Origin of the sequence: Novilysobacter longmucuonensis (assembly GCF_046600735.1) — a bacterium.
Classification (GTDB): domain Bacteria; phylum Pseudomonadota; class Gammaproteobacteria; order Xanthomonadales; family Xanthomonadaceae; genus Novilysobacter_A; species Novilysobacter_A longmucuonensis.
In genome coordinates this window covers 81,058-106,129 of sequence record NZ_JBJMAW010000009.1, presented here as the reverse complement: position 1 = coordinate 106,129, position 25,072 = coordinate 81,058, and the positions used below count along the sequence as shown (strand labels likewise).

Here is a 25,072-nt window from a genome sequence, read left to right as displayed (position 1 = left end):
CATGTCTCTCGCACTCAAGCTTTACCAACGCCGCGCCTTGGACAGCTTGGAGCGCTTCTTCGAGGCCGCCCGCCTTGAGGGTCCGGAGAAGGCCTTCGTCAACACCGTAGATAAAGGTCTGGTTGCGGACTACAAGCCGATGCCAGACCAGCCAGCGGTGCCCTATGTGTGCTTGCGAATCCCTACAGGTGGCGGCAAGACGGTGATGGGAGCCCACATCATCCAAACGGCGAGCACCGCTTACTTGGAGCGCGAGTTTCCCCTGGTCATGTGGATGGTTCCCACCACCCAGATCAAGGCCCAGACGCTGGAAGCCTTTCGCGATCCGCGCCACCCCTATCGTCAGGAATTGGACGATGCGTTCGGTGGTCAGGTTGCCATCTTCGATGTTGTCGACTTCGCCCAAATCCGACCCACGGACCTTGGCACCAAAGTGTGTGTCGTGATCTCCACCGTCGCCGCACTTCGCGTGGAGAACCAAGAGGGACGCAAGGTCTACGAGTATCACGAAGACCTGGAGCCACACTTCGGTGGCAGCGCCAAGGAATTGGAATATCTGGAGAAAGGCGCGAACGGCAAGGCCCTGGCATCGTTCGCCAACCTGCTTAAGCTCCACGGACCACTCGTCATCATGGACGAGGCCCATAACGCCACCACTCCGCTGTCCTACACGGTCTACGAGCGATTGGGTCCGAAGGCAGTTGTCGAGCTCACGGCCACTCCCGATGTGGCTTCATCGAATGTCTTGGTCAGCGTGTCAGCGTTCGAGCTCAAGGCTGAGAACATGATCAAGTTCCCAGTCGTGCTCAAGGAGCACAACGGGGAGTGGCAGGCGGCAGTGAGCAGTGCTGTGGCCCGTCGCAAGTCCTTGGCGAAGACGGCGCTGGACGAACCCGAGTACATCCGCCCAATCCTGCTGATCCAGGCTGAGAACTCCCGTGGCGCAGCCACGGTCGAGGAGGTCAAGAGGCACCTGATCGAGACTGATGGCGTCAACGAGAAGGCGGTCGCCATTGCCACGGGAGACCAACGCGAGATCGATGGCATCGACCTGTTCGCCAAGGATTGTCCGATCGAAGTCATCATCACCAAACAAGCATTGAAGGAAGGCTGGGACTGTTCGTTTGCCTATGTGTTCTGCTCCGTGGCCCAGGTCAAGAGCGACAAGGACATCCAGCAATTGCTCGGCCGTGTGCTGCGGATGCCGTATGCCACCCGCCGGAAGCAGGAGGTTATGAATAAGGCCTACGCCCACGTCATTACCGAGAGTTTCGGCAAGGCGGCGGGCGAGCTTACCCAGTCGCTGATCAACATCGGATTCAATCCCATGGAGGCCGCGGCTGCAATCCGTAAGGACCAGCCTGATGACGGAAAGCTGCCCCTGAAGGGGGGCGTTGCGACGCCGCCTGAGCTTCCGACCACCCGCATTCCCCTGTCTAAGGCACCGGATCTGACCAACGCGCCCGAACGAGACAAGGAGCGCGTGCTCTTTACGCCCGATGAGGATGGCAAGGGCGGAACGGTCGAGATTACCGATGAACTCGACGTCGCTACGGTTGAGGCCATCGTGGCCGCTGTGCCGGCACGGCAGAAGGACGCAGTTGGTGAAGCGATCGAGCGCCACCAACAAGCAACGCTAGCCGCCAAGGCACCCAGCGAGCGCGGCGCCGTGTTCCAGGTCCCGCGCCTATATTCGCTGGAGCAGGGTGAGCTTGAGCTCGTCGACCGCGGTGCAGTGTCGGCAACCTTCGACTGGGACCTGCTGGCCAGCCCGCCTGATTTGTCCTCGTTCAAGTTCAACGAAGACAGCATGACCTTCGAGGTCTATCTCGGCGACAAGGTCGTCCAGTTCCACCAGATCAAGGATGACGTGGCGACCTATTTGCCGGGCTTTGCCCAGGACCGCACCGAGGTCGATCTTGTCGGGTGGCTGGACCTTGAGATCCGCGAGCCATCGGTAAAGCAACCTGTGAAACGCGAGTGGCTGCGACGGGCAATCAGGAGCCTGATGGATGATCGCGGCTTCTCGCTCGCCCAACTGCTCAAGGGCCAATTCATCCTTCGGCGGAAGCTCGGCGAACAGTTGGCTCATGCCAAAGGCGGTGCCTACCGGGAGGGCTTCCAGCAGGCGCTGTTCCATGACGGACTGGAGCTGGTCAGCAATGGTGAGCCTGACTACGCCTTTACTTACCCCGCCGACATGTCGATGTATCCGGCACGCTGGTATTACAAGGGCGCCTATCGCTTCCGAAAGCACTACTACCCGGTGCCGGGCGACCTAGATTGGAAGACGGGCAAGGGCGTCATCACCGAAGAATTTGAGTGCGCCCAGGCGATCGACTTCCTTGATGAGGTCGAGTTCTGGGTGCGCAACCTAGTCCACCCCAGTCAGTTCTGGATGCCTACGGCAACCCAGCGCACCTATCCAGACTTCGTGGTCCGCCTGAAAGATGGCCGACTGCTGGTGGTCGAATACAAAGGCGCCGATCGCTTCACTGCCGATCAGGAGAAGGAGAAGCGCATGGTCGGCGATCTGTGGGCGAAGCATAGTGGTGGGAAGGGGGTCTACCTGATGGCCCATAAGACCGACGACAAGGGACGCAATGTGCGCGACCAACTGTTGACAGTGATCGGGCAGAGGGGGCGCTAATACCCATGCCTTCATACGATAAGAACGCCACGCTATTTTTGGGACTAAGCCAAATAAAAGGTGTGGGCTTCAAGACTCTGCGTGAGCTAGGCGGAGTCCCGGAAGCCGCATATAAGATTGCTAGTGGGGAGTTGGATCCGCTTCTCCATGATTCTCTGAAAAGTCATTCGAGGACCAACCTCGAAGAGAAGCTAATGGATCTTGGTGAGAAACTTATTTCTCACTTGCGAGCGTCTGATGTTCATCTGATCTGTCATGGCGACCCACTCTACCCGGCTCGCTTCCTTGATCTGCCTCATGAAACTCGTCCGTTATGGGTGTTCTGCCGAGGAAATATTGACCTACTGTCTGCTGACAGCGTGGCCGTCGTCGGCACGCGATCGCCAACTGTTGTAGGTGATTTTTTAACCAAGTTTGCCGTTTCGGTTTCGGCCCAGGATGGACTTCCCGTGGTCAGCGGCTTGGCAAAGGGTATCGACTCGGTGGCCCACGAATGGGCGCTCGTTTTGCGTGTTCCCACAATTTCTGTCCTTGGGACCGGAATCCTTAGGCCGTACCCATCGAGCAATATTCGGCTTGCAGATGACATTGTTGAGAGCGGGGGCTTGCTGCTATCCGAATACATGCCGTATTCAGAACCAACGGGGCAAAACTTTGTTATGCGCAACCGCCTTCAGGCTGCGCTTTCGCGTTGCGTAATTGCCCCCGAATGGCGGCGTAGCTCTGGCACTGCCCATACAATCCGCTTCGCGAAGGCGTTAGGGCGGCCGTCGCTGAACCTGATGGTCGAAGGTGTCCCGAACCATCCCGATCACGGAGTGGCTGATGCCTCCTTCGTGGTTCCGCGGCAGCATCAGGAATTTTTGGAGTCTGTCCGTCAAGCTGTATCTATATCCGTTGTCAGTAAAGCTCAACAGACGGATCTGTTTGGGGGTGGATCATGAGCCTGAAGTTGTTGCTGATCAGCGTGTCTGGAACCATTGCCAATGAAGACAACAAGGTGGACAAGGCTGTCCTAAAACAGTTGGCGAAGCTGGCTAAGCAGTTGACCGAAAATGGAGTGCACGTTGCTCTGTGGTCCAATCGAAAGTGGACCTACAACAAGACAACGAGTTTGCACGAATACTTTTCAGAACTGGCCGGGGTCAAGATCGCGGCCCACGGTGCGCACGAGGATGGAAAACCGTCCCGGCGCCTTGCCGATTCTGTGGTGCCCGTGCTGAACCAGTATGGCGTGCAAAAGCATGAGACCATTTTACTCGGCGGAACTGACGAGGATATGCGGGCGGGTGTCAATAACAATTTGCTTCATATTCGGGCGGATTGGTATGGCCAATTATCAAGCTATGGGTTTGCGGTGAAGACCGTCAGCGAGCTGGCGCGCTTTTGTTTTGTGTTTGCGATGAGAAAACACCCGCTTTTCTTCGCCCTAAATAATGGCGGGCTGATTTATCATTCTGCGGGGCCGTTTTCGACAATGATTGACGCTTATGCTCTGTTTGGCGAGGATGCCAAGCAAGCTGCCAAGTTTGGCTACGGGCATCCGGAATTTTGGTTCTATCTCACAATTTCAACACTGTATTTTAGCGGCCTGTTGATTGGGGTGAAATATATCTGCACGTACCCGGGGCACAGTGCGTCGGCGGCAACTCCCAGCGATGACAGTCTGCAGGCGGCACTGATGCGCTTAGGCAAGTGCCTTCGCATGAGTTTTTACCATGACCTGTTAATTCGCCACACATCTGCCGCTAAAAGCCAGCCCATCAAGGCCGCCCAGCGAACATTCGTTAACCAAATTCAGTCGATACAGCTAAACCAGCATCCACATAAAAACTTTGCGGCTGCCCCGAACAAAGGTGCGATCAATCTTCGGGATAAGGTTGTGCTGGTCGTTGACGACATCTGCACTTCAGGTCGCAGCTTGGAGTCTGCCCGTGCCTACATCGAAGCGGCGGGGGGCGAAGCTAGGCTTTTTACTTGGTTGCGAACTATCAATACGTCCTACTGGGAACTAGCAGCAGCGCCTAGAATCAAGCCATACCAAGCAAATTCGATCGGTAAAGAGCCGTCATCAATCCAGCATTCCTATCACTCCGGGATAGTCGATGGAAAGGCCCCGCACGAACTGTCGCAGGTGTTTAATGCATACAGTTCATGGTCGTGGAGCTAAGTAGGGGGCTGTCGGGTAGCGAAGACATGTCCATAGCCAATCCAGGAACAGCGACCACAGCCGACCAAGAGATCCGCGAGCTGATGTGGATGGAGCGACGCAAGAGCGGCTTCATCCAGGCTAAAAGATCCGGACAGCGCCCAGTTCCGCAACGTCTGCTTCTACCAAGGGCGCTGATGGAGGGCCCATGACGTGCGACTCGCCCAGGATCCGTCACATCAAGTGATCAGGTGCCATGCTTCGAGGTAGCGCAGTGCCTTGTCGCGTAGCGTGCCGGCGCCAACCAGCCGCCGGCCTCCAGGTGCGTTGTAGATAAAAGGTTCCAGTTCCGTGGATGGCACGATCCAGCTGCGCGGCGGCACTGTCGGCTCACCGATCGTCCCCATGTAGCAGACGAACACCAGATAATGTCGTGGCGTCCCTGGCTTCACATTGTCGATGGGGAAACCCGTTGCCTTGGCCAGACCTTTGACATCCACCGTGATGGCATCGCCGGTGCCCCGGACGACCGCAATGTCCACCGACTTTTTGTTGCCTAGCGTCAGGTTTGCATCCACACCAAGACGATGCAGCGTCGATAGCACATAGAACTCGGCAGCCAAATTGGTGTTGTATCCAGTCATTCGTTAGCTCACCTTGAACATTTGATCCCATCGGGAAGTGTATGCCCGGCAGGTGTTGCTGATTAATTGATCACTTGGGAGTGGTACGCCCAGCCGCGGAAGTGAACCCCATCGCACCACGCCCAAGAAACGGCAGTTGGATAGTCCCACCCTTCCATGAGCTTGGCCGGCGGAGGATCGATGCCGGCGAAGAGGTCGCCGGAGGCTATCGTCTGTCCATGATGCAGGGAAAAGTGCGTGCGCAGCAGGACGCCGACGGGCTCCATGGCATCTCCGTGGTAGTGACAAAATGTTGATCTGCATCACGCTACCAAGATCGACTCTTAGGCGAAGCATTCCGGCGCGAATTTCCGACGTTACCCCGATGACGACTCTGGTCAAGGTTTCAGCCGACTGCGCCAAGGTTCTGCCACAATGGATCCTCGTTGCGCGCGCCGACCAGCACGATGGATGGCGCCAGGGTGCCGTAGCAGCCAGCTTCAGATACTTCGCTGCCCTGCAAACGGTGAGACGCCCGGAAAGCGTATCGCTGCGAGCCCGCTAAAAGGTGGCTGTTGAGCACTCGCTCAACGACAGCTTCCATCGCTATTCGTCCGCCGCGGAGTCTTTGACAACTTCCGCCTTACCCTCTGGCGGACTGAGCGCCATTCGGCTCTTCTCATGCCTTACATCTCCGCCGAGCTCGCGCATCGCGGCGTAGAATTTATTCGCCTCGGGATGCGGCCCGACGTACGGAAAGAAATCGTAGAACAGTTCGTGGCCGTCATAGCCAAGGGTGTCAACGGGTACTTTTCCTCCCAAGGCTTCGCGAACCGCAGTCAGCGCGGCGGCATCCATCCGTTCCACGCGCTCTTGCATAGCTATTACCCATTCCGGGTATGGATCGTACTGAGCGATTGCCTTGTTCAAGACCGTATAGGCCCAGTCAATCGGATCGGAAATTGCTATTAGGGCTTCGGCATCGAGAGCTGAATAATCGCGCATCATTCCATCCCTAGTTCAGCGATACTGGGCCGCCAATCCACCAGTGTCACCGCGTCAAACAAGCCTCTAAACATACACCATGCGCTATTGCACATGCCGATGTCTAGCGTTGGCTAGCGCCTTCTTGGTGTAGGTAGCACCACTACATCGGGGTTATCCAAGCAAGCTATGAGGCGGGCGTTCTCGATGACCAGAACTTCATTTATGGAAGCAATCTGGGAGAGCTTTCTTCTAGTCTCCAGAACTTCTTCCCGAAGCTCTCGAATTCTCAACTTGTAGAGCTCCAGCTTCTCAAGCCGGGCGCTAGCGCGAGACTGGCCGTTGGTAGATTGCTTCTCTCGAATCAGCGCTGCAACGGTGGGGTAGCTGTTGTGTATTAGTGCGGGGCTTACATTCGCTTCCCGAGCCACCGCCGCAATGGATAGTTTTTGCGGTCCAATCTGTTTGGATCGACCAGATTCGACCTTGCGAATTGCCAGCAACAATTGCTGAAGCCGATCCGACCCAGAAAGCCGTTTGTCAGTCATCTGTGGCGCCCCCCTTGCCTAAGTCGCAGATGACTTGTTCGCATCTAGCCAAGTCTCTTTGTACCCTAGCCTTCCCAGGTTCTCCAATGTCATCGAGGTCTAACAACCCGCGGAGTTCTTGTCTCATCCTTTCATAGAAGGAGAGATGCTCTGCTCCAATTACACCGTGAACACATTCGGAGCAGCGGGACCGATCCAATCCCCCATTGCCCACACACTCCGATCCCGCGTCTGCTGTGCACCATGCGTGACCGTTGCTGCGAATATGCACCCCTTTTGAGATGCTTTTTACCATCTCGGATTGACTTTTATAAAGAGGAATTGGATGGGCATCACGGAATCGCACTATGTTCCTGCCGCCCCTTCCAGCGAGTTGCGTCCCTGGGCTCATCCATGAATCGAGCAACTCCGTTTGAATATCTTCAACCTCGCCAGCGACATCCGTAAGAAGATCGGTTTCCTGAAGATCATTAAGAGCATACATTAATGACATATCCATCGACCAATGCTTGAAATGGCTCTTTAGGTATCTGAGATCTCCAAACTTACTGCGCGCAGCGTAGACTGCGAACGTTCGCCGAAACTGATGACTTTTGAATTCCCACTCTATTCCCTGCCTCTTTCCAAAAACATCAAACAAATATTTCCACGTCGCAACGTCGATCGTACGGGGCGTCCCGCCGTTGTGCTTGCCCAAAAACAGCGCGTTGACGTGGCGTTCTGCCTCCGCGATGACCGGATTCAACGGATCTTCGTTACGTAGATCTTCAATTGTTTGGCGCAGCTCCGCCTGATAGGGGGCGGCCCAGCGCTCCAGAATTCTTATCGCTTTAACGGCTGCCACGGGAATCATCCACTCGCATGCTCCGACGTAAGTCTTTGAAGAGCGCGAACGCATCCACCAGTATCTTTCTCCATCTTTTACGGTGCTGTATGTTGCGCCGCGCTCAAGATATGCGAGCTCATGGTTTCGGCACCCCGAGAGAGAAGCAATTACGATGTAGCAAGCTGTTCGGAGGTCCACCAAGGCGTTCTGGAGTCCGCGCGCTCCGCCACGCCGCCAACCTTGTGTGGCAAGATATTTCGTACGGGTGGCGGACGTGTATTCGTCAGGCGACTCTTTGATGAGTCCCGCCCAAGTGTCACGCAATAGAAGCAACTCATCAGCTGCCTCCAACAACCTGGAGGCGGCTTGAAATGCTGAAACGAAAAATTTATCTGGAATGACCGCAGTTTTGGCCTCAGCCAGAGCCCTCGAATTCTTCCCCACGACGCCCGCAAGTATCTGCGCAGAAGAATCGGGCCACGGATGCGTTGGCATCGGATCGCTCCCACGCTGACTTAGATCGTAAATAATCTCTACCGTCAGAAATCGAAGTTGTATCGACCCCGGCTGCAATGGCTTCCCCTGCTTTGTAGTCTCCTTACGGCACGCATTGACGTAGCCCGCGCAAGCTACGGGTGTAACGCTACCAAGGCTCTTCACGCCTATTGCAACCAAATAGCGAAAAAATGGTAATGCGCACATGAAGACATGCGTGAGAAAGGCATCGCCGGGGCATGGACGGTTCCGTCTGCCCTCACTTTGGTACGTGTATAGAATTGCTTTGAAGGACTCTCTGTAGCAGTCCGGCACGTTGCCAAAGTCAAGTTTGCGACGGCACATCGACACGTTCGTGGGCCCTCCCACCAAAGTCCAAACCGGGTCGCGATAGCGGCTGACCGCCTGCATTCTTCCCTCAAGTTCTACAGCGCTCACAATAAGTCTCGCCCTCTCGCTCTCTTCGAGCTCGTGGGCGTAGGTCTGTCGAGACTCTTTCATTATCCTAACGTCTCCATCAACAAACTCCCTCTTTCCGACCAATAGGGGTGTGGATGATCCAACGCCTGTTTTCGGGCGGAATCAACTTCGGATTGAGAGAAGAGCTTCAATGTCACCCCTCTCTCGGCAATGTCCCGGTCAATTGCTCGGACAATCGAGCCGTAGTGACGCGACCATTGGCGGCTACTTACTTGCTTTCGCTCGCTGACCAAAAGCCAATAAAAACTAAACAGCTTATGCAAATCTTCTGCCGTGACTACGTATGATCGGCATCGCATGCACCGGAGGAAGTTTGTGCAGTGAGCGCCGCTCTTCGGCGCGTACTCGCCATACGTGTTGTCACGGCAACGACCCACTGGCGTGGGCTCCGATCCGCTTCCGACTTTTCCGTCATTGAGCTCACTTGCGAGCATCTCACCCATGAATCTCCAATTCCTTTCGGATTGTCGATCTGGGGCGAGATAATGATCATCTGCGACGCTCGGTGTGTGCCCCGCTGCTGAGGCCGTAGCGTGAAGGTCTCCTTCGGTGATCTCAAACACGCGATTTGCGAATGTCTTTCGCATCCGCGCAGTATTCACTCTCAGCAAGGCACCCTCATCGTTAACTAGATGGAAACGAGCCGAAAGCTCGCGCGCGGGCACTGTTAGATGTGAGGGGTTTAAACATCTGACCTTCCCCCGGTAGCGAAACAACCATAGCTTGTTACGAATTGCTTCGGGGGCTTCATTTCGATACGCCTCGGAAAGCTCCGTGACACGCTGTATCAGGCGAACAGTGCTTGGCATCACACCAACAATCGAATCAGCCGTCTCGCGACCTCGAACAGCGATGCTTGATTCAATTGCACTTCTACGCTTTGTCACAACGAGAAGTTTCATGCCCTCTTTAAAATGCGGACGCAAGCAATCAACATCCAAATCCAGGAGAGGTGAAAGGTTGCGACCAGTCCGTAATGCCACGCTAAGCAGGCAGTACACAAGCATTCGCCTGGAGGGCTCCCCGCACCCTACTTGGAATAACGGAGCTATCGCCTCCCTCAACGCCCGTGCTATTGACTGCCGCTCCATCGGCGAATAGCCCTTGGCCGAGTGTCCCTGTCCTCTTGTTCGAGGAAAAGGGTTATCCGGAAATAGTGCACGCCCCTCCACTAGTCCTCGCGCACTCAGCGATAGTATTACAGACTTGACGGTGCTGTAAGTTCTGCGCCGACCTGAAAGACTGGCTTTCTCAATCCGAATATATGCCAAGTACCGATTAATCATCGAACGATCTATATCGGTCAGAACGACCGATCTTCCGCGCCAAACCGCTTCAGTCCTGAGAAAAGACAGAAATGAGCGCGCTCCCAAACGGCAGATTGTGATGATGCTAGGGATCTCTAGTTGCCGGTCTTTGCCTTCAAGGAAGCGACAGACTTGGTGCTGAATTGCAGATGTCACCTCATCAGCTCCAGTCCCATAGAATGGGCCGAAATCGAATTTGCGTGAGGGCAACGGACTTGGCGGGAATCTTACGATTGTGCTGCCGTGTAGAAGGGGGAGCGTCGACTCCGCATTTGTGCACTTTTGTTCAGTAGTTGGCGCTAGCTCACTGACGACGAAATTCTTTCGTCTAGCGCTCATCTGCTCCACTCCGTAACTTCATCGTCGTATGCAGTGACGGCAGTTAGGACAAGTTCGCTGGCGATATGCGCATAACAAAGAGTCGTCGATATGGATGCATGCCCGAGCTGCCTTTGTATAAATACAAGCGGGTCTATCCCGATGCGCTTGGTCTGCAGCGCCGCCAATGTATAAGTTGCGTAGGTATGTCGCAGGAGATGTGGGTGAACACTAACGTTGATTTTGTTGCCAATGTCTCTAAGTACTCTTAGGAATCCTTTTCCATCATTCGCCCACGGCGTCCCTAGCGATGTAAGAAATAGCTGGCTTGGCTCGGACTCTGAATGCCTCAACAGTTGAGCCCGCTGATGCACAATGTAGTCCCATAGATCATCGACGAGTCCCGCAGGAAAGAACACAGAGCGTTCGCGATTTCCCTTGGTTTTCAGCCCATTACCGTCAGTCGGCACGAGCCGAATTTTAATCATTCCCGTGCGGCCTGCGCGCTGACGCGCCTTTGCTATATAAGCTGTGGGGAAGGTGGCTATTTCTTCCCGCCGCAAACCGACTTGAAGTCCCATCCGCACCATAAGCTTGTGCGTGTCGTTATGTATTGAGGCTAGCAATAGCCTTAGCTGGTCGCGAGAAAGGTATTTCACCTCAGGGCGTTGCGCGCGAAGCATGACGTCCGCAGACCTAGTCCCCTTTCTGAATGGCGTTAGATGCTCGAGCAGGCTCGTATCTCGACCACGGCCAACGGTTTCCATTTCGTAGGGTAAAAAAGCGATCCAGTTCTGCCGATAGGCGTATTCGTAGAACCTAACGATGGTCCCTAGCCGTTGATTGATTGTTCTTGGCTTTAGCCTACATATGCGCAAACAGTAGTCGCGATAGGCAGCAAGTTGGCTTTCCCCTTCGAGACCTCGCCTCTCGTCCCAGCGTAGATCGTTGGCTTCTAGAAATGAGAAGAAGTCGTAGACGTGCTGTCCAAACGTTTTCCACGACTTAACGCTGGCCACTCTTCCTCGATGAACAAGCTGGTATCTCAAGAACCGGTTCGCTGGCTCAACGCTTGCCATGTCCTTGTCCAACAGGATCGGAAGACCCTTGTAGGACATCCCAGCCAGCCGGAGATCTTCAGTGGCCCAGATCAATTCCATAAGCAGATCATCCTGGTGGGTCGTTCACGGATAAGAGGCTAACGATCCCCACACGTCAAATCACAACCATCCCAGCGGAAACCCGGAGCCGAGCGCGGCCGACCGGGCGGTCACCGCGCGCCTGAAACAGGCGCTGGCCCTGGTCGATGTGCGCCTGCTCGACCATTTCGTGATCGCCGACGGCCCGCCGGTCTCGCTGGCGGCGCGAGGGTGGGTGTAACTCCACATGCCCCCTGTAGGAGCGGCTTTAGCCGCGATCGGGTGTCCGGGCCAGCAATGGGAATGTCCGATCGCGGCTGAAGCCGCTCCTACAACAGCGAGCGGGCCCGCGTACAATGCGCGGTTCCGCAATATTCCGCAGAACCTTGTGAAAGCCACCCTCCGCGCGCTCGTCGTGCAGGCCATCGATGCATTGCGGGCCGCCGGCATCCTCCCGGGCGACCTCGCCATCCCGGACTTCGTGATCGAGCGGCCCAAGGCCCGCGGCCTGGGTGATTTCTCGACCAACGCGGCCATGCTGCTGGCCAAGCCGGCGCGCAGCAATCCGCGCGCGATCGCGCAGGCGCTGGTCGAGGCGCTACCGGCCAGTGCCGAGATCGCGCGTGTCGAGATCGCCGGGCCCGGGTTCGTCAACTTCCACGTCGACGAGGCCGCCTGGCGGCGCGAAATCGGCAATGTCCTCGCGCAGGGCGGGGACTACGGGCGCAACCGGTCCGGCCAGGGCCATCGCGCCGGGGTCGAGTACATCTCGGCCAACCCGACCGGGCCGCTGCACGTCGGCCACGGCCGCGCCGCGGTGATCGGCGACTGCATCGCACGCGTGCTCCAGGCCAATGGCTGGGACGTGGCGCGCGAGTACTACTACAACGACGCCGGCGCGCAGATCAACAACCTCGCCATCTCGGTGCAGGCGCGCGCGCAGGGCCGCACCCCCGAGGATGCCGACTGGCCCGAGGACGGCTATCGCGGCGACTACATCAGCGAGGTCGCGCGCGCCTATCTGGATGGCGCCAGCGTCGAGGCCGACGGCCACACCATTACCGCGGCCGGCGACGCCGATGACCTCGACGCGATCCGCCGCTTCGCCGTGGCCTGGCTGCGCCGCGAGCAGAACGACGACCTTGCCGCCTACGGGGTCGCGTTCGACGTGTATTTCCTGGAGTCCTCGCTGTACACCGATGGCAAGGTCGAGGAGACCGTGCGCGAGCTGGTCGCCCACGGCCACACCTTCGAGGAAGGCGGCGCGCTGTGGCTGCGCAGCACCGATTTCGGCGACGACAAGGACCGCGTGATGCGCAAGTCCGACGGCAGCTACACCTACTTCGTGCCGGACGTCGCCTACCACCTGTCCAAGTGGCAGCGCGGCTACGAGCGCGCGATCACCGAACTGGGCGCCGACCACCACGGCAGCCTGGCCCGCGTGCACGCCGGACTGCAGGCGCTCGATGCCGGCATCCCGCAGGGCTGGCCGGAGTACGTGCTGCACCAGATGGTCACGGTGATGCGCGGCGGCCAGGAAGTGAAGCTGTCCAAGCGCGCCGGCAGTTACCTGACCCTGCGCGACCTGGTCGATGAGGCCGGGCGCGATGCCACGCGCTGGTTCCTGGTCGCGCGCAAGCCCGACTCGCAGCTGACTTTCGACATCGACCTGGCGCGCAGCCAGTCGCTCGACAACCCGGTCTACTACGTGCAGGTCGCGCACGCGCGCATGTGCGGCCTGATGCGGCAGATGGATGAACGCGGCCTGGTCTTCGACCGCGACCACGGCCTGGCCCAGCGGCTCGACCTGGAGGACGCCGCCGCGCATGAACTGGTGGTCACATTGCTGCGCTACCCGGACGTGGTCGCCGCGGCCGGCGAACACCTGGAGCCGCACCAGGTCGCGGCATTCCTGCTGGAACTGGCGCAGACCTTCCAGACCTATTACAACGACCACCAGTTCCTGGTCGAGGACGCCGCCACCCGCGATGCGCGACTGGTGCTGGCGATGGCGACCCGCCAGGTGCTCGCCAACGGGCTTGAACTACTGGGCGTCAGCGCCCCCGAGGTGATGTAGTGGCACGACGCGGCAGATCGCAGGCGCGACGCAATCCCGGTACTGGCGGCCTGCCGGGCTGGGCCTGGGCCGTGCTCGGCGCGCTGGTGGCGGTGGTGCTGATGATCGTGACGCCGCGGCTGCTGGAGTCCGAGGGCGATGGCTTCTTCCGCCCGCAGCCCAATCCCGACGCCAGGCCGGCACCGGTCGCCGCCGGCGCCGACGACGTGGTGGTCCCCGAGGGCGGGGGCAACCGCGCCGCGCCCGGCGACGAGCCCCGGACCGGCCCCGAGTACGACTTCTATACCCTGCTGCCGGGCCGGGAAGTGCCGGTGAGCGATGCCGAACTGGCCGCGACCGAGCGCGCCGAGGCGCAGCGATTGGAGGCGCTGGAGCGCCGCCAGTCGCAGGACCCGGCCGAGGCGGCGGCATTGCCACGGCCGGTGTCCGCCGATGACACCGCAGCGACATCCCCGCGCGATAGCGCCGACGCCGCGCTTGCGCCAGACGGATCGGGCGCCGTTGCCGGCGATGGCACCCGCTACCTGCTGCAGGCCGGCGCGTTCAAGGCCTCCGGCCAGGCCGAGGAACTGAAGGCGCGCATCGCCCTGCTCGGGCTGGGCGCGCGGGTGGAGTCGGCGCAGATCGGTGGCAACACGGTCTATCGCGTACGCATGGGCCCGTATGGCACCGCCAGCGACCTGGCCGAGGCCAAGCGCAAGCTCGAGAACGGCGGCCTGCCGGCGATGGCGATCAAGGTGCAGTAGGGCACGACTTCTGCAGACGCGCGCCACGGGGCGATCGCGCGCGCCCGTTGCGAGGATGGCGACGAGGCTCAATCGGGCCCATGCGCCTTGCGGGATCGAGCACGCCATGGTCGTTTGGTGCGGCCGGTCCGTGTCGAAAACGCCGCCGTGCCGTGCGCTAGACTCGCCGCATCATCGGCACGGGAACGGCAATGGACGTGCGCATTCTTCTTGGGTGCATCGCCGCGCTGGCGACGCTGATCGTGCTCGCGCTGGTCGTCCATCTGTTCGGCAGCGACCTGGAGCGCGGCCTGGACACCGCGCTGGGGCCGTTGCCGCTGGCCGACATCCTGGGCGTGCTGCTGGCGATGGGCGCGGGCGGCTGGGTCGCGCGCCGGCCGGGATTCCGCTGGCTGGCGCTGGGCCTGATGGCCGCGGTGTGGCTGGCGACGCTGGCGGTGCTGGGCACATTCGCCGCACCGGGCGGGCCCGCGCCAATGCGTTCGATCGTGGCGATGCTGCAGTACAACGCACTGGCGATCGTGCTGACCCTGGCCGCCGCCTGGCTGGGCGCGGTGTTGGGCGAGCGTGCCGCACACCGGCGGCTGCAGGTGGCGCGTGACTGACCGCTAGGCTGGGCTGACAGGCCCAGCGCTTTGCGACATCCCGAACAGCGCTGGGCTTGTCAGCCCAGTCTACGAAAACGCCGTGCGCTTCAGCCGCCGCGCTTGAGCGTGATCAGGGCCGAGGTGTCGCTGTCGCCGTGGCCGCGCTCGACCAGCGCGGCATAGTCGGCCAGCGCCTGCTCGACGGTGGCGGTGCGCGTGCCGGCCTCGCGTGCGATCGCCTGCACGATGCGCAGGTCCTTGAGCATGTGGCCGCACTTGAAGCCCGGCGCGAATTCGTCGCGCAGCATGGTCTCGCCGCGCTTGCCGAGGAACCAGTTGCCGGCCGCGCCGGCCATCAGCGTCGGCACCAGGCGCTCGGCGTCCAGTCCCAGCTTCTCGGCCAGTGCCAGCCCCTCGCACACCGCCTCGTTGATGCCGGCCACCAGCACCTGGTTCACCGCCTTGGTCGCCTGGCCGGCGCCGGTCTGGCCCATGTGGCTGATGCGCGCGGCGTAGGCCTGCAGCAGCGGCCTGCCCTGCTCGAGATGATCGGCCTTGCCGCCGACCATCACCGACAACGTGCCCTTGCGTGCGCCCTCGACCCCGCCCGAGACCGGCGCATCGAGGAAACCAATTCCCTCGGCGGCAAGCATTGCCGCGGCGCGGCGCGCGGTCTGCACCGAGACGGTCGAGTGATCGACCACCAGTGCACCCTTTTTCAGCACCCGCGCGAGCGCGGCGACGTTTTCCAGCACGTCGGCATCCAGCGACACGCACAGCACCACCGCGTCGCAATCGGCGAAGTTGTCGGCCGAGCGCACCGCCCGCACGCGCAGCTCGGTGGCCAACGCATCGGCCTTGCTCCGGGTCCGGTTGTCGACCGCGACCAGCAGCCCGGCGCCATGGAGGTGGCGCGCCATCGGCGCACCCATCGCACCCAGCCCGATAAAACCGACTTTCATGAGACATCTCTCCTTGGGACTGATCTCGGTCGAGCGAAAGCTTTTTGACGCGGATCAACGCGCATAAAAACGCGGATAGAGCTTTTTCTTTGTTCGTCTTTTATCCGCCCTTCTTCGCTCTGATCCGCATCAAACAGGCTCATCAGACAACAAGCATCGCTGCGACGCATCGTCCAAATATCGGCGCACCCTGATACCGGACTCGAACGCGAAGCTTTTGACGCGGATCAACGCGGATAGAACTTTCTTCTGTTGGCCTTATCCGCCTTTTTCGCTCTGATCCGCGTCAAAAAAAGCTCGTCATCATCCCAGCGGCGCATCGTCCAGATAGGTGTAGCCGGTCAGGCCTGCCTCCAGCGCGGCGCTGAGCTGATCGGCTTCGTCTGCCGGCAGGCTGGCGGCGGCGACCTTGGCGCGGTACGCCTCGCGCAGGTCGGACAATGCGTAGCCGACGTAGTCGAGCATCACGTCGGCGGTGTCGCCGCGTCGCTGCTGCACGAGCCGGTAGCCGCCGTCGGCATCGCGGTCGACCCGCACCTCAACCGCGTCGGTATCGCCGAACAGGTTGTGGATGTCGCCGAGGATCTCCTGGTACGCACCGACCAGGAAGAAGCCGAGCCGGTAGCTCTCGCCGGGCCTGAGCGCATGGATCGGCATCGAGCTGCTGAGCGTCTCGCTCTCGACGTAGGTGTCGATGCGCCCGTCCGAATCGCAGGTCATGTCGGCGATGATGCCGCGCCGCTGCGGCGCCTCGTCCAGCCGCTCGATCGGCACGATCGGGAACACCTGCTGGATCGCCCACACATCGGGCATCGACTCGAACACGCTGAAGTTGACGAAGTACTTGTCGACCAGGCGCTCGTTGAGCTCGTCCAGCACCGGCCGGTGGCTCTTCTCGGCCGCACTCAATCGCGCGCGGACTGCATGCGCGATCGCGTAGAACAGATCGTCCAGCCGCGCGCGGTGGGTCAGGTCGATCTGGCCGAGCGCGTAGGCCGCCAGCCCTTCGGCGTGGTGATGCTGGGCCTCGTGGAACAGCTCGACCGCCGGGCGCGCGTCCAGGTCGCCGTGGATGTCGCGCAGGTGGCGGATCACCGGCGGCTCGTCATCGTGGGCATCGGGCACCCGGCCCTCCGGCGCCTGCTCGACCTCGGCCACGTTGGCCACCAGCACCGCATGGTGCGCGGTCATCGCGCGGCCGCACTCGGTGACCACGCGCGGCGGGGTCAGGCCGTATTCGGTGCAGGCTTCGCTGAGTGGCTGCACGATGTTGAGCGCGTACTGCTTCACGCCGTAGTTGATCGAGTAGTAGCTGCGCGAGCGGGTGCCCTCGTAGTCGATCCCGAGGCCGCCGCCGACGTCCATGTAACGCACCTTGGCGCCGAGCACCGACAGCTCGACGAAATAGCGCGTCGCCTCGCGCATGCCGCTGGCGATGTCGCGCACGTTGGAGATCTGCGAGCCCATGTGGAAATGCAGCAGGCCGAGGCAATCGGTCATGCCGGCATCGCGCAGGCGTTTCCACAGGTCCAGCACCTGGCGCGGGCTGAGTCCGAACTTGGCCGTGTCGCCACCGCTGTTCTGCCACTTGCCGGCGCCCAGCGAAGCCAGCCGCATGCGCACGCCGAGGCCGGGCGTCACCCCGAGTTTCTTCGCCTCCTCCATCACCAGCGGCAGCTCGGAGGGCTTCTCGATGACGATGAAGGTCTCCAGCCCGAGCTTGCGCCCGATCAATGCCAGCCGGATGTACTCGCGATCCTTGTAGCCGTTGCAGACGATCAACCCGCCCGGCCGGCTCAGCGCGAGCACCGCCATCAGTTCCGGCTTGCTGCCCGCTTCCAGGCCGAAGCCTTCGCCGGCATGCGATGCCAGGGTGCCGGCCACGCCCTGGTGCTGGTTGACCTTGATCGGATAGACCGCGGTGTAGCCGCCGGGGTACTCCGCCTCGCTCATCGCCTGCGCGAATGCACCCTGCAACTTGCCGAGGCGGTCGCCGAGGATGTCCGGGAAGCGCACCAGCATCGGCAGCCGCGCGCCATTGGCACGCGCCGCATCGACGATGTCCGGCAACGCCACGGTGGGGCCCTGGTCGCCTTGGGGCCGGATCGTGATCCGCCCGGCCGCGTCGACATCAAAATAACCCTCGCTCCAGTGCGGGATCGAGTAGGTCTTGCGGGCCTGATCGGGCGACCAGTCGGACATCGGCTTGCAACCACGGACGTGAGGGACGCGCATTCTAGCGCCCGGCCCGCAACGCGGCTGTCATCGCACGGATGCACGGGGCCTTACGCTGGCGTTCGCTACAATTCGCGGCCCTTCCCGAGACCGTCATTCCCGCGAACGCGGGAACCCAGTGACTTAGGTTTGCGGACACGCGTTTCGTTTGAACGGCACTTCGCGACGAAGCCTCCGGTCCCCGCCTGCGCGGGATGACGAGCAAAAACAGGACACAACGATGACCGACACGACGTGGCACTACGAGAACTTCGACACCTCCGGTTCGGCGATCGGCTTCCGCATCACCCGCAAGCTCGACGAGGTGCAGTCGGCGTTCCAGAAGATCGAGATCTTCCAGAGCACCGACTGGGGCAACCTGATGCTGATCGATGGCGCGATGATGCTGACCACGCGCGACAACTTCCTCTACCACGAGATGATGTCGCACCCGGCGCTGTTCACCCATGGCGCACCGAAGAACGTCGTGATCATCGGCGGCGGCGACTGCGGCACGCTGCGCGAGGTGCTCAAGCATCCCGGCGTCGAGCAGGCGGTGCAGTGCGACATCGACGAGCAGGTCACGCGCATGGCCGAGAAGTATTTCCCCGAACTGTGCGAGTCCAACGACGACCCGCGCGCGCAGCTGCTGTTCGACGACGGCATCGCCTATATGAAGAACTGCGCGCCCGGCAGCCTCGACGTGGTCATCGTCGACTCGACCGACCCGGTCGGGCCGGCCGAGGGACTGTTCAACCGCGCGTTCTACGAGAGCTGCTTCCGCGCGCTCAGGGACGACGGCATCCTGGTGCAGCAGTCCGAATCGCCGCTGGTGCTGCTGGAGCTGATCCAGCAGATGCGCGGCGAAATGGGCAAGGCCGGCTTCGCCGCGTTCAAGACGCTGCCGTTCCCGCAACCGTGCTACCCGACCGGCTGGTGGAGCTGCACCCTGGCCAAAAAAGGCGGCGGCTTCGATTTCCGCGACGACGAGGCTCGCGCGAAGAGCTTCAAGACCAGGTACTACAGCGCCGACATCCATCGCGGCGCGCTGGTGGCACCGCCGTTCGTGGCCGAGGCGCTGGGCGAGTAAGGCCCAGGACGCCTTGACCCTGCAGCATGTCCCCTTCTCCCGTTTGCGGGAGAAGGTGCCCGAAGGGCGGATGAGGGCACGCGAAACGGCACATGCGACGAAGCTACACAGCACACCGCTCGACTGGGCCGTTTTGCCCCTATCGCACTGTCGCGCGCCCTCACCCCAACCCTCTCCCGCAAACGGGAGAGGGGGCAAACCTACAACGCATCCCCATCCAGCTCGCCGGTGCGGATCCGCACCGCACGCTCCAGGTCCCAGACGAAGATCTTGCCGTCGCCGATCTTGCCGGTGCCGGCGGCCTTCATGATCGCCTCGACCACGGTGTCGGCCTGATCATCGGTGATCGCCACTTCCAGCTTGATCTTGGGCAGGAAGTCGACCACGTACTCGGCGCCGCGGTACAGCTCGGTGTGGCCCTTCTGGCGCCCGAAGCCCTTGACCTCGGTGGCGGTGATGCCGGCCACGCCGGCCTCGGCCAGCGCCTCGCGCACGTCGTCGAGCTTGAACGGCTTGATCACCGCCATGACCATCTTCATCCGGCTTTCTCCTGGTGTTTCGACACTGGGCGTCTGCATGCTCCGCGGCGGCAGGATAACGCGCGACCCCTCGCCATGATGCCTGCGGTAGAGTGCCGCACCACGCGTCAGAGTTCCGGCCCGGAGTCCCCGCGTCAGATTTTTCCGACAGCGCAGCGCGGCCCGCGCTGACGGCATCACCACGGTGGGCCCGCCAAGCTGCACGCACTGCCGGAGGAGCCATCCAGATGATCGATCTCAGCCACATCGACGACCTCGCCCGCCGCCTCAGCAGCCTGGTGCCGCCGGGGCTGCGCGGGGAGTCCTCGCGCGAGCTGCGCGACGAGCTGCAGCAGAATTTCAAGTCGGTGCTGCAGACCGGGCTGGGCAAGCTCGACCTGGTCACGCGCGAGGAGTTCGAGGTGCAGCGCGCGGTGCTGCTGCGCACGCGCGAGAAGCTTGACGAGCTCCAGCGCGCGGTGGCCACGCTGGAAGCGCAGCTCGGCGCCGCGCCGGCGGCGCACCCGCCGTCCTCCGCACCGCACCACTGAGTCGCCGCCATGAATCTGGCGCTCGTGCACAGCCGTGCACGGTCGGGCGTGCGCGCGCCCGAAGTACGGGTCGAGGTGTATCTGGCCGGCGGCGTTCCGCGGATGTCCCTGTTGTATAGTAATAAATTCCGCGCCATGACGAGCTGGATCCAGTGGACGAGACAGGAACCAACGGCGCTTCCAACTTCCCTGCCTCCAACGGCACCCCAATGTCAGAGGTCACCCTTCCGCGTAAGTCCGTCGTCAAGGCGTACTCGTACGTACGCATGTCTACCAAGGAGCAGCTTCAAGGCGACTCCCTTAGGCGTCAGTACGATCGGACCGAGCAGTATGTAGCAGACAACAACCTGGAACTCGTCGAGAACTACGACGACATTGGCAAGTCCGCCTTCCGGGGAGACAACGAGCAGGGCGCTCTTGGGCGATTCCTGAACGCTCTCTCGAACAATCTGGTTCCACTCGGCAGCTACCTGATCGTGGAATCAATGGATCGATTGACTCGGCAGACGCCACTGGCGGCGATGGCGACATTCACTGAGATCATCATGCGTGGTGTCGTCGTGATCACGTTAGACGACGGCATGCGCTACTCCGCTGCAGATTTTGCAGAAAACCAATACAAGCTATTTGTGGCACTTGGCTCAATGATGCGGGCTCACGGTGAATCAGCTCGCAAGTCGAACCTGCTTTCCGCGGCGTGGAGCCAAAAGAGAAAGACGCTCGTTAGCGAAGGAAAAATCCTGACTGCAACGGTGCCCGCCTGGCTCCGCGTAAACAGAGCAGCAGGTGTCATTGAGGCAATCCCCGAGCGCGCCGCCGTCGTTGAAGAGATTTTCGAGCTCGCCTGTAATGGCTATGGCATCTATTCAACTGCCCGATTGCTAAACGAGCGGAACGAAAAGGCTTGGGGTATCACCCGGCAGACCAGCCTTCGAGCCAAGAACAAGGAAAAGCCGATCTGGCGCGACTCATACATAAAGAAAATCCTCACCAATCGGTCCGTGCTCGGCGAATTCCAGCTTCACAAGACAGAAATCTCGCCCGACAAGAAGAAACTCCGCATGCCAGTCGGCGAACCAATTCAAGGCTATTACCCTCAAGTAATACGTCCTGAAGTCTTCCGCGAGGCACAACTGGCGGCAGATCGCCGCCGCAACGGAGGCAAAGGACGCAAGGGGCGGACATTTGCCAACCTTTTCACCGGTTTGGTGCATTGCGCTGCATGTCGATCCACGATGCGCTACCTAGATAAGGGCGGCAAGACTAAAGACAGCAAATATTTGAAGTGCTCGGTAGCGGTCTCTCGTGGCGGCTGTGAAACTAGAGCATTCCGCTACGAGCCTGTGGAGCAGGTTATCCTCTCTAGCCTCGACTACTTGGACATTGAGAAGCTGATTGGCGGAGAAGCTATTTCGACGAAGCTACGTGGCAGGAAAACCGACCGGGAGAACGCACGTAACGATCTCGAAGCAATCGATAAGAAGATCGGCAATCTAAATCAAGCGATGCTCTCAGATAGCGGACCGATGCCCACAAGTACCCTGTCTCTTCTTCGAGACCTCGAGCGCAATCAGGATCGGCTTAAACAACAAATCCAGCTTCTCGATGCCGAGATCGAGGACTTGCTAGTCATCGACCCCAAAAAGCGAAAAATTATCTTGGAAGAATTGAGGGCGGCGATCGATGTGGAGGACCCTGAGAAGCGCGCCCGCTCGCGGCGGGCACTTGCCGGCGAGTTGCAACGAATGATTCAGACGATCGTGCTTCGACGGGACGTCGAAGCAGTGTTGTCCCGCGACCCAACGGAAGAGGGCTGGGACACCTTGCTACCCCACGTTCAAGCCGACGAGCTGGAGCAGTACCTCAATGACTTTGGGTTCGAAGCGAGCATTAGATTCCGAAACGACGAGCATCAAATCGTTCGAGGGCTGAATATGCGACGTCTGAAGCTTGGTTCAGACAAGCGGCTCCAACGTATGAAGCGGCTTTCGCGCTTCGAAGCGACGTAGGTGTTTAGTCGCCTCCTGTAACAGCCGGCTTCTCATCGACTGGGACTTGTCTGTGCCGTTGAAAGCGCATCGACTAATTGGATCAGCCCGTCAGCTAGCAGAACTAATTGCTGCACCTTCGCTTCGATCCCTTGTGCGCGACTCGTCCCTTTCAGTTTGGCTTGCGCGTCTCTGAGCAGACGGCTGATGTTCGGATCTCTTCTTTTCATTGTTTGTTTCCGTTTCTTTTTGGCAAAGCTCCGCCATCAAGGCGCCATCAGCGCCCTGTGGTTGAGCTAAGGAAGACCCTCGGTACGACCTTAGTTGGACCGGCTCTTGGTCCACAAACTGATGATATCGAGCGCATCTGCGTAGCAGTTCTTATCGCTTCGCTTAAACATGTAATCGAGCCATCCGCCATCAACTACTGGCTTTACCACACAATTTTCTGAGCCGAAACATTCAATCTTATCGATTTTTTTTCTAACAACTTCCATCCAGCCGTCGGTGGACCAACCTTCGGGCACCTCAAGAAAGAAGTGCACATGCGGATGTTTTTGTCCGGGTTCGCGACCACCTTCGTTGACGGCGATGAACGTCAACCATGCCTTGCCCTTCTTGAATCGGTTTCCGTAGGCATGGCACTGAAGCATGCGTCCGAACACGCGGACAGCGTCAGCAGCGGCTTTTTCGGAAATAGGGCGCCCGTTGAAGGTTCGCTTGAACGTGATCGTCCCGGCGACAGCGTCTTCGACGTCTGGTTCAGATAGCCATTGCAGGTAGGCGGCTTGGAGATTTTCGGCTGAAAACGTCGACATAAGACAGGACCAGGTTCACGGTGGTCCTGTATTTATCTGGCGGAGCCGCTTATCCGCCGAAAGATGGATCTTGTTTCGTCAGAAAGATCGATCTTGTTTGAAAAGATTGCCCTCGCTGACGCTCTCTATAAAGTCCAAAGGAACATATGGGCTCTATAAGGAACCACAGAAATGCTGGAATTCGTCGCCTACTACCGTGTTTCGACGCAGAGGCAAGGGGCAACGGGGCTTGGATTAGGTGCCCAGAGGACCGCAGTACAGGCACATGTGCTCGGCGTACGAGGTCAAATCGTTGGGGAGTACGAAGAAGTCGAGTCCGGAGCCAACAGTGGACGACCTAAGCTGAATGAAGCCATCCGCCTTGCGAAAGCCAGGAAGGCGGTACTAGTGATCGCCAAGCTCGATCGGCTGGCGCGAAATGTCTACTTCATCACCCGACTTATGGAATCCGGAGTAGAGTTCGTGGCGGCAGATTTACCTCACGCCAACAAGCTGACCATACACATCATCGCGGCTGTCGCAGAGTACGAACGCGAGATGATCGGCAAGCGGACGAAGGCGGCGCTGCAGAGCGCAAAGGCGAAGGGCATCGTTCTCGGAAACCCCAATGCTGCTAAGCAAGCACGGAGCGCGAGCAAGTTCGCCGTTGAGAAGGCGGATCGATTCGCCGAATCTGTTTCGCCGCACATAGCGGCGATGTCTGCTACGGGCAGCCCACCCCTCTCGCGAATCGCCGCGCTGCTGAACAAACAGCGCATTGAGACTCAGCGGGGAAGGCAGTGGACTGCTACGGGGGTCAAGAATGTTATTGCGAGGGCTAAGCGGATCGGGTGCTTATGATGCGAGCGCAGAGTGCTGTCCGTTGCCGAACAGCACCCCGCCAGTACGTCTAGAGGCCTGTCAAGCCTGACAGTAGCTCTTTAGATACATATCCCAAACGGCTTCATCAAGCCCCATCTCTGCCGCACTCTTTAAGAGGGCGTCTCGTGAGCAAGGGGTTCCTTGCTCCTGGGCTCTGAGCAGGTAGCCGTCGATGTTTGCGCTGAACTTCGACAGCTCATCTGGAGCCGAAGTTGCACAATCCAACGGGATGGAGAAATGTTCGATCTTTGCGAGAAACTCATCCGAGCGACTGCCCATACGGAAAGAATCAGTCACCAAGGATTTGTTGATCTGCCCCCGGCTTAAGCAGATGCCTTTAAGCGCGTCCAGTGCTGCAGAGCGCTCGCGTTGCTCTACTTCTTGGACGCGGGTCACATATTGCTCCGTGAGGAGCGCTGATCCCGCACCACACGCCTGAAGCGCTTCAGTTAACTCTTCACTTCTGTCAATCTCAAGCTCAAACAGCCCCGCACCATTCTTAACTTCGACCGTCATCGGGACAGCAGCGAGCAATAGCCTCGCGTAGTTGATATCCCCCTCCTCAACCATCGAAGCGAGAGAACTGTAGCCAGGAGCTTGCGGTATCGCCGCCTGCGAAATCGGGTTGTTGAAGTCAAACATGAGCCGGTTGTTGTAATCTACTCCGAGGGTGAAGTAGGAGCTCAGATCCGCGACGGACCCGTCCACAGACTTGACCCGACCCGTCGCGACCTGGAATCCAAATCCATTAGTCGAAGTTACAAAGGCGCTTCCATCGTGTGGATTCTCCGGCGCGCCTAGGTATGAGTCGATGACGAGTTCACTGATCCCCGTTCCCGCGACACATGAAGCGGTCGCCTGGAGCTGCGTCTGCCGATCCGGGAACGAGTACACTCGGGTAGCCGTATATGTTTCGCCGTCGATGCCGGAGCTCACCTTCTCAATCGACCAAGCACTCGGAGTAAAGGCGGCGCTCAATTCATCCACCAAGCCCCCGCTGCCGGCTGAATTACTGCCCTGATCCTGCGGTAACTGCGCTCCACTTGAGCATCCCGCGATCCCCACGAGAAGTGCCGCCACTAACACCTGCTTCTGCATTCCCCTGCTCCTTTGTAGGTTGACCACTGTGGCCACGGAAGGC

21 protein-coding genes and 2 pseudogenes are annotated in these 25,072 nt (G+C 59.8%); 12 read left to right on the top strand and 11 right to left on the bottom strand.

Annotated features, from left to right (window positions below; all coding sequences use genetic code 11):
- Position 1: 1 nt before the first annotated feature.
- The 3 genes from ACJQWM_RS10225 to ACJQWM_RS10215 are packed head-to-tail and all read left to right on the top strand — an operon-like array spanning position 2 to position 4,820.
- Entirely contained in the window at positions 2-2,650 is a 2,649-nt protein-coding gene (locus ACJQWM_RS10225) for a DEAD/DEAH box helicase (RefSeq protein ID WP_332706272.1), read from the top strand.
- A gap of 5 nt (positions 2,651-2,655) precedes the next feature.
- On the top strand, positions 2,656-3,594 hold the full coding sequence (locus ACJQWM_RS10220) for a DNA-processing protein DprA (protein ID WP_330969842.1): 939 nt from the start codon (positions 2,656-2,658) through the stop codon (positions 3,592-3,594).
- Positions 3,591-4,820 (top strand): phosphoribosyltransferase family protein, encoded by a 1,230-nt coding sequence (locus ACJQWM_RS10215; protein ID WP_330969841.1) that lies wholly within the window; start codon positions 3,591-3,593, stop codon positions 4,818-4,820. The genes ACJQWM_RS10220 and ACJQWM_RS10215 overlap by 4 nt, the downstream gene beginning before the upstream one ends.
- A gap of 218 nt (positions 4,821-5,038) precedes the next feature.
- On the opposite strand, the gene ACJQWM_RS10210 is transcribed toward ACJQWM_RS10215, so the two are convergent.
- The 6 genes from ACJQWM_RS10210 to ACJQWM_RS10185 form a co-directional block, all read right to left on the bottom strand.
- The gene (locus ACJQWM_RS10210) at positions 5,039-5,443 is read right to left on the bottom strand and encodes a PDZ domain-containing protein (RefSeq protein ID WP_330969840.1); all 405 of its coding nucleotides are present in this window, start codon (positions 5,441-5,443) and stop codon (positions 5,039-5,041) included.
- 62 nt (positions 5,444-5,505) lie between these two features.
- Complete coding sequence (locus tag ACJQWM_RS10205) at positions 5,506-5,709, bottom strand: hypothetical protein (protein ID WP_330969839.1); 204 nt, start codon at positions 5,707-5,709, stop codon at positions 5,506-5,508.
- A gap of 319 nt (positions 5,710-6,028) precedes the next feature.
- The gene (locus tag ACJQWM_RS10200) at positions 6,029-6,427 is read right to left on the bottom strand and encodes a hypothetical protein (RefSeq protein ID WP_330969838.1); all 399 of its coding nucleotides are present in this window, start codon (positions 6,425-6,427) and stop codon (positions 6,029-6,031) included.
- A gap of 113 nt (positions 6,428-6,540) precedes the next feature.
- Positions 6,541-6,954 (bottom strand): hypothetical protein, encoded by a 414-nt coding sequence (locus tag ACJQWM_RS10195; RefSeq protein WP_330969837.1) that lies wholly within the window; start codon positions 6,952-6,954, stop codon positions 6,541-6,543.
- Complete coding sequence (locus ACJQWM_RS10190; RefSeq protein WP_332707850.1) at positions 6,947-8,776, bottom strand: hypothetical protein; 1,830 nt, start codon at positions 8,774-8,776, stop codon at positions 6,947-6,949. The genes ACJQWM_RS10195 and ACJQWM_RS10190 overlap by 8 nt, the downstream gene beginning before the upstream one ends.
- A 1,621-nt stretch (positions 8,777-10,397) precedes the next feature.
- Positions 10,398-11,540 (bottom strand): tyrosine-type recombinase/integrase, encoded by a 1,143-nt coding sequence (locus tag ACJQWM_RS10185; RefSeq protein ID WP_332707852.1) that lies wholly within the window; start codon positions 11,538-11,540, stop codon positions 10,398-10,400.
- 61 nt (positions 11,541-11,601) lie between these two features.
- On the opposite strand from ACJQWM_RS10185, the pseudogene ACJQWM_RS10180 reads away from it, so the two are divergent.
- The 4 genes and pseudogenes from ACJQWM_RS10180 to ACJQWM_RS10165 form a co-directional block, all read left to right on the top strand.
- Positions 11,602-11,760: pseudogene (locus ACJQWM_RS10180) on the top strand (JAB domain-containing protein); the annotation flags it as partial.
- A gap of 147 nt (positions 11,761-11,907) precedes the next feature.
- Positions 11,908-13,596: an arginine--tRNA ligase gene (gene argS, locus ACJQWM_RS10175; protein WP_332707303.1), complete on the top strand. Its 1,689-nt coding sequence runs from the start codon at positions 11,908-11,910 to the stop codon at positions 13,594-13,596.
- Positions 13,596-14,342 carry an SPOR domain-containing protein gene (locus ACJQWM_RS10170; RefSeq protein ID WP_332707306.1) on the top strand — a complete coding sequence of 249 codons (747 nt, stop codon included), beginning with the start codon at positions 13,596-13,598 and terminating at the stop codon, positions 14,340-14,342. The genes argS and ACJQWM_RS10170 overlap by 1 nt, the downstream gene beginning before the upstream one ends.
- Positions 14,343-14,533: 191 nt before the next feature.
- Entirely contained in the window at positions 14,534-14,947 is a 414-nt protein-coding gene (locus ACJQWM_RS10165) for a hypothetical protein (protein ID WP_332707309.1), read from the top strand.
- Between the two features lie 89 nt (positions 14,948-15,036).
- Here the strand turns inward: ACJQWM_RS10165 and ACJQWM_RS10160 are convergent, their stop codons facing one another.
- Together ACJQWM_RS10160 and speA are read right to left on the bottom strand one after the other, a co-directional pair.
- The gene (locus tag ACJQWM_RS10160; RefSeq protein WP_502361723.1) at positions 15,037-15,915 is read right to left on the bottom strand and encodes an NAD(P)-dependent oxidoreductase; all 879 of its coding nucleotides are present in this window, start codon (positions 15,913-15,915) and stop codon (positions 15,037-15,039) included.
- Between the two features lie 279 nt (positions 15,916-16,194).
- Positions 16,195-18,093 (bottom strand): arginine decarboxylase, encoded by a 1,899-nt coding sequence (gene speA / locus ACJQWM_RS10155; protein ID WP_332707315.1) that lies wholly within the window; start codon positions 18,091-18,093, stop codon positions 16,195-16,197.
- Positions 18,094-18,346: 253 nt separating this feature from the next.
- On the opposite strand from speA, the gene speE reads away from it, so the two are divergent.
- Positions 18,347-19,195 carry a polyamine aminopropyltransferase gene (gene speE, locus ACJQWM_RS10150; RefSeq protein ID WP_332707318.1) on the top strand — a complete coding sequence of 283 codons (849 nt, stop codon included), beginning with the start codon at positions 18,347-18,349 and terminating at the stop codon, positions 19,193-19,195.
- 200 nt (positions 19,196-19,395) lie between these two features.
- Here the strand turns inward: speE and ACJQWM_RS10145 are convergent, their stop codons facing one another.
- Complete coding sequence (locus tag ACJQWM_RS10145; protein ID WP_332707321.1) at positions 19,396-19,734, bottom strand: P-II family nitrogen regulator; 339 nt, start codon at positions 19,732-19,734, stop codon at positions 19,396-19,398.
- 227 nt (positions 19,735-19,961) lie between these two features.
- Here ACJQWM_RS10145 and ubiK point away from each other — a divergent pair, with 227 nt between their 5' ends.
- The 3 genes and pseudogenes from ubiK (at position 19,962) to ACJQWM_RS10130 (ending at position 22,273) form a co-directional block, all read left to right on the top strand.
- The gene (gene ubiK, locus ACJQWM_RS10140; RefSeq protein ID WP_332707324.1) at positions 19,962-20,264 is read left to right on the top strand and encodes a ubiquinone biosynthesis accessory factor UbiK; all 303 of its coding nucleotides are present in this window, start codon (positions 19,962-19,964) and stop codon (positions 20,262-20,264) included.
- Between the two features lie 9 nt (positions 20,265-20,273).
- Positions 20,274-20,378: pseudogene (locus tag ACJQWM_RS10135) on the top strand (magnesium chelatase domain-containing protein); the annotation flags it as partial.
- 38 nt (positions 20,379-20,416) lie between these two features.
- Complete coding sequence (locus ACJQWM_RS10130) at positions 20,417-22,273, top strand: recombinase family protein (protein WP_332707327.1); 1,857 nt, start codon at positions 20,417-20,419, stop codon at positions 22,271-22,273.
- 299 nt (positions 22,274-22,572) lie between these two features.
- On the opposite strand, the gene ACJQWM_RS10125 is transcribed toward ACJQWM_RS10130, so the two are convergent.
- Positions 22,573-23,070: a hypothetical protein gene (locus tag ACJQWM_RS10125; protein ID WP_332707330.1), complete on the bottom strand. Its 498-nt coding sequence runs from the start codon at positions 23,068-23,070 to the stop codon at positions 22,573-22,575.
- A 171-nt stretch (positions 23,071-23,241) separates the two neighbouring features.
- Between ACJQWM_RS10125 and ACJQWM_RS10120 the strand changes: the two genes are divergently transcribed.
- Positions 23,242-23,910 (top strand): recombinase family protein, encoded by a 669-nt coding sequence (locus ACJQWM_RS10120; RefSeq protein WP_332707333.1) that lies wholly within the window; start codon positions 23,242-23,244, stop codon positions 23,908-23,910.
- A gap of 60 nt (positions 23,911-23,970) precedes the next feature.
- On the opposite strand, the gene ACJQWM_RS10115 is transcribed toward ACJQWM_RS10120, so the two are convergent.
- Complete coding sequence (locus ACJQWM_RS10115) at positions 23,971-25,029, bottom strand: hypothetical protein (protein WP_332707336.1); 1,059 nt, start codon at positions 25,027-25,029, stop codon at positions 23,971-23,973.
- Positions 25,030-25,072 lie beyond the last annotated feature (43 nt).

What these genes read in the sequence shown, in the direction of transcription:
- ACJQWM_RS10205 (WP_330969839.1), bottom strand. Translation starts at nt 5,709, where the DNA reads ATGGAGCCCGTCGGCGTCCTGCTGCGCACGCACTTTTCCCTGCATCAT.
- ACJQWM_RS10225 (WP_332706272.1), top strand. Translation starts at nt 2, where the DNA reads ATGTCTCTCGCACTCAAGCTTTACCAACGCCGCGCCTTGGACAGCTTG.
- speE (WP_332707318.1), top strand. Translation starts at nt 18,347, where the DNA reads ATGACCGACACGACGTGGCACTACGAGAACTTCGACACCTCCGGTTCG.
- ACJQWM_RS10210 (WP_330969840.1), bottom strand. Translation starts at nt 5,443, where the DNA reads ATGACTGGATACAACACCAATTTGGCTGCCGAGTTCTATGTGCTATCG.
- ubiK (WP_332707324.1), top strand. Translation starts at nt 19,962, where the DNA reads ATGATCGATCTCAGCCACATCGACGACCTCGCCCGCCGCCTCAGCAGC.
- ACJQWM_RS10145 (WP_332707321.1), bottom strand. Translation starts at nt 19,734, where the DNA reads ATGAAGATGGTCATGGCGGTGATCAAGCCGTTCAAGCTCGACGACGTG.
- ACJQWM_RS10120 (WP_332707333.1), top strand. Translation starts at nt 23,242, where the DNA reads ATGCTGGAATTCGTCGCCTACTACCGTGTTTCGACGCAGAGGCAAGGG.
- ACJQWM_RS10165 (WP_332707309.1), top strand. Translation starts at nt 14,534, where the DNA reads ATGGACGTGCGCATTCTTCTTGGGTGCATCGCCGCGCTGGCGACGCTG.
- ACJQWM_RS10115 (WP_332707336.1), bottom strand. Translation starts at nt 25,029, where the DNA reads ATGCAGAAGCAGGTGTTAGTGGCGGCACTTCTCGTGGGGATCGCGGGA.
- ACJQWM_RS10125 (WP_332707330.1), bottom strand. Translation starts at nt 23,070, where the DNA reads ATGTCGACGTTTTCAGCCGAAAATCTCCAAGCCGCCTACCTGCAATGG.
- ACJQWM_RS10200 (WP_330969838.1), bottom strand. Translation starts at nt 6,427, where the DNA reads ATGCGCGATTATTCAGCTCTCGATGCCGAAGCCCTAATAGCAATTTCC.
- ACJQWM_RS10185 (WP_332707852.1), bottom strand. Translation starts at nt 11,540, where the DNA reads ATGGAATTGATCTGGGCCACTGAAGATCTCCGGCTGGCTGGGATGTCC.
- speA (WP_332707315.1), bottom strand. Translation starts at nt 18,093, where the DNA reads ATGTCCGACTGGTCGCCCGATCAGGCCCGCAAGACCTACTCGATCCCG.
- ACJQWM_RS10195 (WP_330969837.1), bottom strand. Translation starts at nt 6,954, where the DNA reads ATGACTGACAAACGGCTTTCTGGGTCGGATCGGCTTCAGCAATTGTTG.
- ACJQWM_RS10215 (WP_330969841.1), top strand. Translation starts at nt 3,591, where the DNA reads ATGAGCCTGAAGTTGTTGCTGATCAGCGTGTCTGGAACCATTGCCAAT.
- ACJQWM_RS10220 (WP_330969842.1), top strand. Translation starts at nt 2,656, where the DNA reads ATGCCTTCATACGATAAGAACGCCACGCTATTTTTGGGACTAAGCCAA.
- ACJQWM_RS10190 (WP_332707850.1), bottom strand. Translation starts at nt 8,776, where the DNA reads ATGAAAGAGTCTCGACAGACCTACGCCCACGAGCTCGAAGAGAGCGAG.